The 10,969-nt window shown below is 54.6% G+C and carries 11 protein-coding genes; 4 read left to right on the top strand and 7 right to left on the bottom strand.

The features are described 5' to 3' along the window. The first annotated feature begins 1 nt into the window (after position 1). A complete protein-coding gene (locus MELB17_RS10850) occupies positions 2–601 on the top strand; it encodes a hypothetical protein (RefSeq protein WP_007350287.1) in 600 nt (199 codons plus the stop codon). 20 nt (positions 602–621) lie between these two features. Here MELB17_RS10850 and cls read toward each other — a convergent pair whose 3' ends face one another. Beyond that, positions 622–2,052, bottom strand: coding sequence for a cardiolipin synthase (cls, locus tag MELB17_RS10845; RefSeq protein ID WP_007350286.1), 1,431 nt, complete (start codon positions 2,050–2,052; stop codon positions 622–624). 178 nt (positions 2,053–2,230) lie between these two features. Between cls and MELB17_RS10840 the strand changes: the two genes are divergently transcribed. Then, a complete protein-coding gene (locus MELB17_RS10840; protein ID WP_007350285.1) occupies positions 2,231–3,040 on the top strand; it encodes an alpha/beta fold hydrolase in 810 nt (269 codons plus the stop codon). Positions 3,041–3,167: 127 nt separating this feature from the next. Continuing rightward, entirely contained in the window at positions 3,168–4,148 is a 981-nt protein-coding gene (locus MELB17_RS10835; RefSeq protein ID WP_007350284.1) for an NADP-dependent oxidoreductase, read from the top strand. Positions 4,149–4,152: 4 nt separating this feature from the next. On the opposite strand, the gene MELB17_RS10830 is transcribed toward MELB17_RS10835, so the two are convergent. Beyond that, positions 4,153–6,003, bottom strand: coding sequence for a cation:proton antiporter (locus MELB17_RS10830; RefSeq protein ID WP_007350283.1), 1,851 nt, complete (start codon positions 6,001–6,003; stop codon positions 4,153–4,155). 18 nt (positions 6,004–6,021) lie between these two features. Further along, positions 6,022–6,813, bottom strand: coding sequence for a tRNA cyclic N6-threonylcarbamoyladenosine(37) synthase TcdA (gene tcdA, locus MELB17_RS10825; protein ID WP_007350282.1), 792 nt, complete (start codon positions 6,811–6,813; stop codon positions 6,022–6,024). 200 nt (positions 6,814–7,013) lie between these two features. Here tcdA and MELB17_RS10820 point away from each other — a divergent pair, with 200 nt between their 5' ends. Next, positions 7,014–7,745, top strand: coding sequence for an SDR family oxidoreductase (locus tag MELB17_RS10820; protein ID WP_036184494.1), 732 nt, complete (start codon positions 7,014–7,016; stop codon positions 7,743–7,745). A gap of 46 nt (positions 7,746–7,791) precedes the next feature. Here MELB17_RS10820 and MELB17_RS10815 read toward each other — a convergent pair whose 3' ends face one another. The 4 genes from MELB17_RS10815 to MELB17_RS10800 form a co-directional block, all read right to left on the bottom strand. Then, positions 7,792–8,433, bottom strand: a complete 642-nt coding sequence (locus tag MELB17_RS10815; RefSeq protein ID WP_036184441.1) for a ChrR family anti-sigma-E factor — start codon at positions 8,431–8,433, stop codon at positions 7,792–7,794. Continuing rightward, the gene (locus MELB17_RS10810) at positions 8,430–9,029 is read right to left on the bottom strand and encodes a sigma-70 family RNA polymerase sigma factor (RefSeq protein WP_007350279.1); all 600 of its coding nucleotides are present in this window, start codon (positions 9,027–9,029) and stop codon (positions 8,430–8,432) included. The genes MELB17_RS10815 and MELB17_RS10810 overlap by 4 nt, the downstream gene beginning before the upstream one ends. A gap of 186 nt (positions 9,030–9,215) precedes the next feature. Then, complete coding sequence (locus tag MELB17_RS10805; protein WP_007350278.1) at positions 9,216–10,400, bottom strand: WD40 repeat domain-containing protein; 1,185 nt, start codon at positions 10,398–10,400, stop codon at positions 9,216–9,218. After that, positions 10,387–10,899, bottom strand: coding sequence for a hypothetical protein (locus tag MELB17_RS10800; protein ID WP_007350277.1), 513 nt, complete (start codon positions 10,897–10,899; stop codon positions 10,387–10,389). Before MELB17_RS10800 ends, MELB17_RS10805 begins: the two co-directional genes overlap by 14 nt. Between the last annotated feature and the right edge of the window lie 70 nt (positions 10,900–10,969).

Here is a 10,969-nt window from a genome sequence, read left to right as displayed (position 1 = left end):
TATGTTCCAACTCATATTCAAAGGCGAGTGTGTTGCAGACATTGACCCTGCTGCAGCTCGCAGTAATGCGCGGCAATTATTCAAGGCGAATGATGCCCAACTTGACCGCATGTTCAGCGGCAAGCCGGTGGTTATTCGCAACCAGCTTGACCAGGCCGAGGCCGAAAAATACCGCACCTTACTGCAAAAGCACGGGATGCGGTCTTATGTTCAGGCTATGGCACCCGTGCAAGCCGGCGCGCAGGAGCAAACGGCGCGTTCAAAGCCTGCACTTCAGTCAGCCGCTGCTTCTCAGCCACCGCAGCGCAAAGCCAGTAGCCCCTTCGCGGTAAATCAGGCGAGCGGCAGTGGCCTGCCCATCGCTGGCGAGCGCACCGATGCGGTGCTGGCGGGGTCCGCGTTGACTCTGGATCCACCTGGCGTAACCCTAGCTGAATCCGTGCCGGTAGAGGTCCTGAGTTTTGATCATCTTGATGCCTGGAGCCTGGCGCCGGCCGGCAGCGATATTGGCAGCAAACAAGAGTTGCCTCCGCCCATCGTGCCAGACACGTCGCACCTGGCCGTAGAGCCACTGCCGTCTGATGACGAAAGCCCGCGCTGAAATTGCCATCGGTCAGTCGTTTACAGCAGCGGTGCGGCCAGGCGTATGGCGCGGCAGGTAATGCGAAACGCCAAGGAACGGTCGCGATAATCTCGCTCGTCCATCAAGTGGGACTGTTTGAAGTCCTCGGTCAGCATCGCGTCCACTTCCTCTACAAACTTGCCTGATGTGCTGATTGCCGTAATTTCGAAATTCAGGCGCATGGAGCGGTTGTCCAGATTGGCCGTGCCGACCGCGGTGTAGCGGTCGTCCACCAGAATCACCTTCTGGTGCATGAAGCCGGGCTGATAGCGATAAATCTGAATGCCGGCCTGGCAGGCCTGTACCAGATAGGAATAGGCCGCCAGGCCAATGATGCGGCTGTCGGATTTTGCCGGAATCAAAATTCTGACGTCTATCCCTCTCAACGCCGCCAACTGCAACGCGTTCATCACTTGAACATCGGGCACAAAATAGGGTGATGCAATCCACACTCGCTCGCGGGCGTTGTTGACGCAGTTGAGGAAAAACAGCGTACAGCTTTCCCAGCTGTCGGCGGGTCCGGTAGGCAGAATCAGAATTCGCTCGTTACCCGGGGTATTGTGATGGGGTGCCCAGTTCAGCTCTGGAAAGGTGCCGCTGGCCCAGTTCCAGTCTTCTAACCAAGCCAGTTGTAACCCGGTTACCGCGGGGCCTTCAATACGGCAGTGGGTGTCGCGCCAGGGTTCCTGGTCCATGGCTGCGCCCAGATACTCGTCTGCCAGATTAATACCGCCAACAAAGCCTACTTTGCCATCACACACCAAAATTTTGCGGTGATTGCGAAAATTCATCTGAAAGCGCCAGCGGCGCACGTTGCCATCGCCAAAGGCGGCGGAGTGGGCGCCGGCTTGTGTCAGTTCCCTGATGTATTTGCGAGGCAAGCCAAAGCTGCCAATATTGTCGTGCAAAAACCACACCTCCACTCCTTCCGCTAGCTTGCGTTCCAGAATGGACTTTATGCGCTGCCCAACACGGTCAGAGCGCACAATGTAGAACTCCAGCAGGATGTAGTGCTGGGCATTTTCCATGCAGTCAAACAGGGCGTCGAAAGTCGCTTCGCCGTCGCGTAGTAAAGTGCTGTGATTGCCGTCGGTAAACGGCTGGCGTGCCAGCTTGCTGAGTACCTGAAGTTCGTCGCTGAAATGTTCGTGCGCTGGTGAGCGTAACGAGGTTTCTTGCTGTTCAAACCGATTCAGCAGATTGGTCAGTGCCTCGTCGCCCATGCGTCGCGCTTTAACGTACCCACCAAAGCGCGAACGCCCAATAAGCAAGAACAATGGCAGCGTAATCCACGGCAGTGCCAGCAAGGCGAAAACCCATGCCAAAGCTCCCTGTGCCGTGCGATAAGTCATCAGGATCCGGTAGATGCAAACCAGAGATGCCACATACACCAGAGCAACAATAACGGCGATCAGTGAGAATTCGGGCATCTAGACTCCTGCATTGGAGGGCATTGCGGGCGCGGTGTTGTAATGGGTCAAGATAGCATGGCGCCCGTCATCGGGCACATTTGTGGCACTGCGGCCAATGTGAGGAGCGCAGTATCTTTGTCGATGCGGCTGTTCCAGTGCTAATCTAGCGGCCAAAAGCGCCGCAAGGAAATCTCTGATGACTGTTGAACTCAATGCCCGCCAAGCCGGACCTGCCGCATCTGGGCGTTTACCATTAATTGTCTTGCACGGGTTGTTCGGTTCGTTGGACAACTTGGGCGGGATAATCCGTCTTTTGGAAGACCGTTGGCAGATTCACGCCCTGGATCAGCGTAATCACGGCCAGTCGCCCCACACCGACACTATGGACTACCCAGCCATGGCGGCGGACGTAATAGCCTATATGGATAAGCAGGGCCTTGAACGCGCCTGCGTGTTGGGCCATTCCATGGGTGGCAAAGTGGCGATGCAGCTGGCATTACTGGCGCCGGATCGAGTTGACCGGGTGATTGTTGCCGATATTTCGCCGGTCGCTTACGAGCCGCGCCACGATGCCATTCTTGAAGGGCTTAAAGCCATGGATTTGAGCGCGGTAGGCTCGCGCACCGAGGCGGACCGGCAGATGGCAAACTTTGTGGCCGACGCCGGCGTTCGCCAATTTCTGCTGAAAAACCTGGAACGGATTCCGAAGGATCAAGCGATTAAAGGCGGACCGGTCTTTCGCTGGTTGCTGAATCTGGCGACAATCGAGCGTTGTTATCCAGAGCTCGCCGATGCTCCGCAAGGTGAAGGCCCGTTCGAAGGGCCGGTGTTGTTTATTAAAGGCGCAGATTCGGCGTATTTACAAAGCAAGCACAAAGACATCATCTTGCAGCTGTTTCCCAACGCCAGCGTAAAGGTGATTGAGGGCACAGGCCATTGGCTGCACGCCGAAAAACCGGACACCTTTGCTACCTTGTGTGTGGACTTTCTTGCCACCGACGATTGAGTCAATATAAGGCTAAGCGTGATGTCTTGAATCAAGGGACACGCTGCCTTATCTGATACACTCTAAATGTGCAGAGTTCACTATTATCTCTGTCGAACGATGACCGACCCCTTTGCCGGAGCACCCCATGGAAGACACCGTTAACACCAGCATGCGAAAAGTAGTTTACGAAGAGTTTGGTGACCGTGATGTTTTGCAGCTTGTTGATGCTCCAGTGCCTGAGCCCCAGGCGGGCCAGGTGCTGATCAAGGTCCACGGCGCCGGGCTTAACCCGATTGACTGGAAAACCCGCAAAGGCTTGGGTTTTGTGGCCAAGCAGCTGAGCGAACAAGAGCTGCTGCCGTGGACGCCGGGCTATGATCTGGCCGGTGAAGTTGTCAGCGTAGGCGATAATGTGACCACCTTGGCACCGGGAGACCGGGTGATGGGGCTGGTAGGTTTCGCCCTGACGGGCGGCAGCTATGCCAGTTACGCGCTGGCCCAGGCCGATGAACTGGCCATTGTGCCGGAAAATCTGAATTTGGTGACTGCCGGGGCGTTGCCGTTGGCGGCGCTGACTGCCTGGCAGGCGTTATTCGAGGTGGCTGACCTACAGGCCGGTCAAAAAATTCTGATTCACGCCGGCGCCGGCGGTGTCGGGCACCTGGCCGTGCAATTTGCCCTGACCCAGGGCGCCCACGTCATTGCGACCGCCTCAAAGGGCCACCACGATTTTCTGGACCGCCTGGGTGTGCACGAAATCATCGATTACACCACCACTGACGTGGCTCAGGAATGCTTTGGCCTGGATGTGGTGTTGGACCTGGTGGGCAGCGATGCTGGCCGGCGCTCTTTAAACTGTTTGGGTGAAAAAGGTGTGCTGGTAACGGTGCCCACTGTGACCGCAGATGTGATTATCTGTGCCGCCGAAGCCATGGGCCTGAGAGCCCACGGCATGACGGTGCGCCCGGATGTGTTTCATCTTGAGGAAATCGCCGAGCTGATTGAAGACGGCGATGTCACCGTTCATATCGAAAAGGTGTTTTCACTGGTAGAGGTTGCGGCCGCCCACGAGTTGCTTGAAGGCGGCCACGTTTGCGGCAAGCTGGTACTGGACTGCCGCGACTGATTGGTTATTTTGCGCCGTTACCTTCGGCGTTATCACGGTCTTTGCGTTCCTTGCGCTCTTTCGGTGCGCGGGCCGGAACCAGGCTGATCAGCGTGAAATCTTCATCGGGCTTGAGTTTGTCCATGGATTTCACCGGCGTAATGCGGCCTTTGCCATCAAACATAAACAGTACTAGGGCCTGGCTCTGGTACTTGTCCAAAAATTTTTGATAGCTGAATTCATCGCTAAGCTCGGTGGTTTTTACCGAGTAGCCCTGGCTTACCAGGCTGGCCAGTTTGGCGTAGCTGACGCCGTTGAAAAGGCCGCGTGTCTGTTGGATTTTTTCGGCTGTTTGATGACGCGCTTTCTGGTCCTGATCGCCTTCTGCCAGGCTGTACACGCAGTTGTCACCAAACCAGTCCAGAAAGTGATAGGTGGCTAGGGAATTCATGTGCTTGTAGGGTGAAATGACCAGCAGGTTGCCGACTCCGGTCAAATCCAGCTGGTTAGACGCGTGCTCAGACACCGGGTTACCAAAGTACACCTGCAGATTCTCCATTCGCGCCTGGCGCACGTTCTCCCAGTTGGTGTCCGCAAGCACCACCGGTACCTCGTGTTTTTTTAAGGTAAGGCCAATCATTCGCGCCACTGGGTTAGCCCCCAGAATGAGAAACCCGAACTCTGACGGCTCCGCTACATTCAGCAGGTTTGCCAGCGGCCGAGCGGTCAGACTCTGAATGGTTACGGTGGCAATAATTAACATGAACACCAGCGGTACAAGAGCACCCGCGCCATCATAGCCCACTTTTTGCAGTTGGAAGGCGAACAGTGCAGACACCGCCGCGGCAACAATGCCCCGCGGTGCTATCCAGCTTAAGAACAGTTTTTCGCGCCAGTTCAGGCTGGTACCAATAGCTGATAGAAAAATGCTCAGAGGCCGCGCTACCAGCATCAATATGGCTAGTACCCAGGCCAAGCCCCAGCCCAAATCGGCTATTGCAGAAAATTCGATGCGCGCCGCCAAAATAATAAACAGTGCGGAAATCAGCAGTACGCTCAGGGATTCCTTGAACTCTAGAATGCTGTCGACCGGCACCTGCTTCATGTTCGCCATCCAGATACCCATGATGGTCACCGTCAGCAGGCCGGATTCGTGCGCCAGTTCGTTCGACAGTGCATACACGCCCAGCATGAAGGTCAGCGTGCCGGCATTGTGCAGGTATTGGGGTATCCAGTGCTTACGCAGCACCTGACCGTTCAGATAGCCCGCCGCCGCACCTAAAAAAGTGCCTACCGCGATGGTCTTGGCAAAAATATACAGGGAGTGGCCAAACACATTGCCCTGCCCCCAGGACACAATGCCCTCGAACACCAGTACTGCCAGCAGGGCACCAATGGGGTCAATAATAATGCCTTCCCATTGCAGAATATTAGCGAGTTTCGAGCTGGGCCTGACCGAGCGCAGCAGCGGCGCAATCACGGTAGGGCCTGTAACAATGGATATGGCGCCAAACAGCAGGGCGATTTCCCAGGAAATGCCCAGAATATAGTGCGCCGACAAGGTGCCGATGGTGCCCGTAACAATCGCGCCAATTGGGAGCAAATTGCGAACCATTTTGCCGTGGCCGCGAATTTCGGCAAAGCGCAGTGTCAGGCTACCTTCAAACAGGATAATAGCCACAGCCAGTGACACCATCGGAAATAACAGGTCGCCAAACACATCTTCGGGATTCAGATAGCCCAGCACCGGGCCCGACGCAATACCGCCGGCCAGCAAAAACAGTATGGCCGGCATACGTACGCGCCAGGCCAGCCATTGGCAAAAGAGTGATAGCACACCGATAGAAGCGAGCAGCCAAACAGTGCTTACGGGCATAGAAATCGGTTCCGTGAATTAGGGTTGGGCGCGTTGTGCGATTTTGTTAAGCAGCCGCGAGGCCGCAAAAAACCCGAAGCTGGCGGTCACCGGGCTGGCGGCGCCAAAGCCGGTGGCGCAATCCAGCCGAACCGGGCCTGCGTTAACCGGTTTTTGCAGGCAGGTTGTACCGTCGGCGGCGGGATACGTCAGCTGCTCCAGCGAGTATACGGCTTCTATGCCAAAACGCCGTTGCGGATTACGTGAAAAACCGTACTGTCGGCGCAGCAGGTTGCGCACTTTGGCCAGCAGTGGGTCCTGGGTGGTTTTGCTTAAATCGGCCACGCGAATCTGGGTTGGATCCATTTGCCCTCCGGCGCCCCCTGCACACACAATCGGCAACTTGTTGCGCTGGCAGTAAGCCAATAAAGCGGCTTTTGGCTTCACACTGTCGATAGCATCGATGACACCGGTGATGTCGGCGGTTATCCGTTGCGGGATGTTATCGATAGTAATAAACGCAAACTGGGTGCGAATATCTGCGGCAGGATTGATGGCCCGCAAGCGCTCGGCCATGGCATCGGTTTTGGTTTTACCGTACTGGCCACTGAGCGCGTGCAGCTGGCGGTTGGTGTTGGATACACAGATATCGTCCATGTCAATCAGCGTTAGCGTGCCAATACCACTGCGCGCCAAAGCTTCCGCTGCCCAAGAACCCACACCGCCAAGGCCGACAATGGCAATGTGGGCTTGGCGAAAGGCCCCAAGTGCACTGCGTCCATACAGGCGCTCAATGCCGCCAAAGCGGAAGGCGTAATCGTCGGCGTTCATAATCTCTCCAATGGGCTTGTGACTGCTATTGTAACCTAGCGCTGGTAGATACAAAAAAGCTGAAATAATGAAGCAATGGCGCGGAATGTTGACCCTTTGAGCTTTGGCAGGCGTAACGTTAATTGCTTAAAGCACGGCTTAGTTCTGCATGGCAACGAACAGCCGTGCACAATTCTTTTAAACTGACCTTGGTGAGCACTATGCGGATTTTGATTGCGGGTGTGTCTGGCGCCATTGGCGCAGCACTGGCCGAAAAACTCGCGGCACGCGCCGATGTTGAGATTATTGGCCTGTGCCGACAGCCGGAAAAAGCGCCAGCGTTTCTGCGCGAGCGACATCAGGTATTGGCTTGGGATGCAGAAAAACCCGAGGCTCTGGATCAGGTTGCCGAGGGGCTGGCCGCTGTCGTGCCGAAGGCAGAAGGGCTGGATATGATTATCTACGCTGCAGGCATACTGCACGGAGCGAATATGAAGCCAGAGAAGCGCCTGGAAGATTTGCAGGCCAGTTCCCTGGCGCGGGCTATGGCGGTAAACGCCAGTGGTTTCGGGTTGCTGGTGCAAGCGTTATTACCTTGGTTGCGGCACAAGCGCGTAAAGCGCATTGTGGCGATTTCTGCCAAGGTAGGGGGCATCGGTGACAACCGTTTGGGGGGGTGGTATGCCTATCGTAGCTCCAAAGCAGCGCTGAATATGCTGGTAAAAACGCTGTCTGTGGAGTTGCCCAGGCGCATGTCGCCGGTGGCTTGTATCGCCTTACATCCGGGCACAACCCGCTCAGCATTGAGTGAGCCTTTTTCACAATCTCTGGCTAACCTGCAAGTTCACGATTCGGATGAAACTGCGGCTAACCTGTTGGCAGTGATTGACCACATTGACGAATCGGCGAACGGTCGCTTTTTATCGTGGGACGGCAGCACACTGCCTTGGTAAAGGCAGTGTGCTGATAGTGATTTTCTTGGTTAATCCGTAAACTTGCTCAGCTCATGAAAGGGTTGAGCAGCCGGGTAAAGGTACCCGTTAGTTTCAGAGGTGCACTAAGCACCGACAACGTAATGCAATCTTCGTGACCAACAGCCACCGGGCGGTGATTGTCATTCTCGTCAAGCACTGCAAAATCCCACTGATTGAAAATACCGTTCTGATCAGAGAATGCACCCTGCAAAACAATGGTGGTCTCGGTTCCACGGTGGGTGTGGGCAGGCGCTTTGCCTCCAGAAGACAATTTTTGCAATACCACTCGCTCTGTCTGTCCGGGGAAACGATCTGTTACGTCAAGCATGCTGACATCGCCCAGTTGGCGCTTCCAGGGTAAATCGTTGATGTCGCAACCCAACAACTTCTTGATAAGGTTTTGGCGCTGCTGCGGAGCTTCTACAGGCGCTGTATCGCTGTCAATACGAGCAAGAATCGCGTCGAAGGTCGAGGCAGCCGGTTCGGAACTTTCAGTCAAGGGTTGTTGTTCCAACATCACTGCACCTAAGCTTTCTAGGGTGTCCACCCGGCTACTACAAAGCGGACACTTTTCAAGGTGTAGCCGTATGCAAAGGGCGTGAGGGTCAGACAATGTACCCGCACTGAATTCCATCAGGCTTGTACTTTCGGGGTGATGCCGTGTCATTGGTTTTGATCCTGCAAAATCACTTTCAGTTTGTTGAGTGCCAGACGAACCCGGCTTTTAACTGTTCCCAGGGGTATTCGCAGTTCGTCAGCAACCATCTGATGAGACTTGCTTTCCATATACACTTTGGCAATAACAGTCGTTTGTTCTTCCGGTAACAAGCTGAGAGATTCGCGCACTCGACGCTCTGACATCAAGCGATGCAGCGACGTAACGGGCTCGTTTTCGTGATCACCGGGAATCTGCCACAGATCTTCGGTCTCCACCGATATTTCGGCGCTGATGCGCTTCATTTTGCGCAACATATCAATGCGCTGATTTCGCGCAATGGTAAAAATCCAAGTGGATGCCGCTGCTTTGCGCCAATCATAAAGACACGACCGGCGCCAGATCGACACAAATACTTCCTGAACAAGCTCTTCAGCATGATTCGCCATGCCGTTGGCCATGGCGTAATACTTAATCTGCGGGCCGAAGTGCTCGAACAGCTGATGATAAGCTTGCCGATCTTGATTTTTCCCTACTTTTACCAAAAGGTTGCTCCAAGGGTCGTTGCGCCCTTCAGATTTAACCGGCTTCTGCTCCAGTGTTGTCACCGGACGCTCCTTGACTGTTGCATGATTTGAGCTTTGTATTGTCATCATTCTATGCACTCACCCCAAGTTTGTCAGATAATATTTTACGCCCAGTTGATGCGCCCGGATCACCATCCGCCTTGGTTTACCCCTTAGAACCCGGAAAAATCGTTGGTTATGGTCGGCGTTGACGGCTGCAACTTCGAGCTACTCCTCCACCCAGATCCGTTCCAGCGTCAGCTCGTCCGGGTCAAACTGGTACACGCTGATGCCGCCGGTAGATTTGTGCCCCATCGCCAGAATGCCCGCTTCTGGTGAAGTGGCAATGGCGGTGTTGCGGGAGTACTGGCTGCCGTAGGTGACCAGTTTGGGAGACTCGCCAAGATCAAAGTATTTCACAGGCCAGGGGCTGCCGGTTTTGAACAGGGCGGCGACGTGGCTGTTGTTGCCGAAGCGGAGGTAGTAATCGCTGTTGTGGATGAAGGCTAGGGCGATGGTGAAATCATGAACGCCGCGTGGAGCTTCGATAAGTCCGCTCTTATCAAAGTAGTCAGAATCTGGGAGGTCGTCAGGAAGACCATCAACATACAGTCCTGAATTGTAACGTGCGGCTCGCATTCGGTGTTCAGGATTGGATGTATGCCAAGTGATACCATTGCCAGCTTCATCACCACTGACCACCCACCGCCCATTTGGGCTGATGGTGGCGTGGGTTTTGGAAGAGTTTCCACGGAGTTTTGCGACAGGCTGTTTTGTTTTCGCATTCCAAAGTGTGACACCCCCATATTTTGAAAACCGTTGGCTGCTGTTTAGTGGTGAATGGTCTGCGATTGCTGAGCGGTCACTATCGACGCCGGCTGTTACAAAGAAGGTGTTGTTTCGGTCTATGGCGAGGTTGAACAGCTTGCCGGACCCTAAAAAGCTCGGACTGATGCCATCACTAAGGACAGTACGTTTTGTGTCCCCATAGCCAGAAAACACATTCCAATGCTCATCAGCAGACAAGTAGGTCTCAAGATCGCCACTGATAACGTGGCCGTAGGTTGGGAAGTGCTGAAATCGCTTCAGTACTTTTCCGTCAACCGTTTGTGCAGTAACGGTATTGTCTGTGTCCTGCCACAAAAAAGCGTTTTGACCCGGCACAAAATAGGCGCTGTAAAGGTTGGCTTTACCGGACAGTGTGTTCCACTGTTTTTCTTGCAGATCCCAGAGAATGAGCTTGTTGTCTGTGTGGGCACTGACGACATAGCGGCCAGACTCCGATACACCCATGGACATAACCGGCCCAGCCCATACTCCCAGGAGGTTGGAGTTCAGCAGGATGCTAATAAGCACAAATGCACCAAGCACCGCGCCTGCCCAGCGCACTTTGTTAGCGTTAATAACGGCCAAAACCCACTCCTTCGTCCGATATACGACGTATAATTTCTGCTCTGTAAGAGCGATCGAATACTTCCTCGCTTGGAATTCGCATCCCCGAGTGGCTAAAGAGCCATTTTGATTGATCAACAGGGAAAAACTTCCCATCAGTCAGAGACCGATCGATAAATTCATCGAGTTCTGTCGCATGTTCGCCAGCCAACTCCTCAAACCCCACATACCCCAACGCAGGCCGAGGCCGTTGCTCCGGAACCCAGTTATTCACCGCAAGCTTTTTCAAACGCACAACGTAGTCTTTGGCCATTTGGGGGCTTACGCTGGCTTGGTGGTTTAGGGGGGCCAGCAGGGTGTAATCAGGCGGCCGTTCACCGTTGCGCAGGCAGTCTATACAGGGCTGCCATAAAGCGTTTGCTTCGGTGAGAATGTCTTTTTCTAACCGGGTCCAGTTTTCCTGAACGGTTTGTTTGAGCACTTCGGGTGTGGCCAAAGATCGCTGGGGGTGGACAGTCATCCACGCCTCGAACGTGAGTGGTAAGTAGTCTTTGTATAGATTTTCGATGGCGGGCCCGAACCCGTTGTCC

This window comes from Marinobacter sp. ELB17, assembly GCF_000169375.1.
Classification (GTDB): domain Bacteria; phylum Pseudomonadota; class Gammaproteobacteria; order Pseudomonadales; family Oleiphilaceae; genus Marinobacter.
This window is presented reverse-complemented; position numbering and strand designations above follow the sequence as displayed.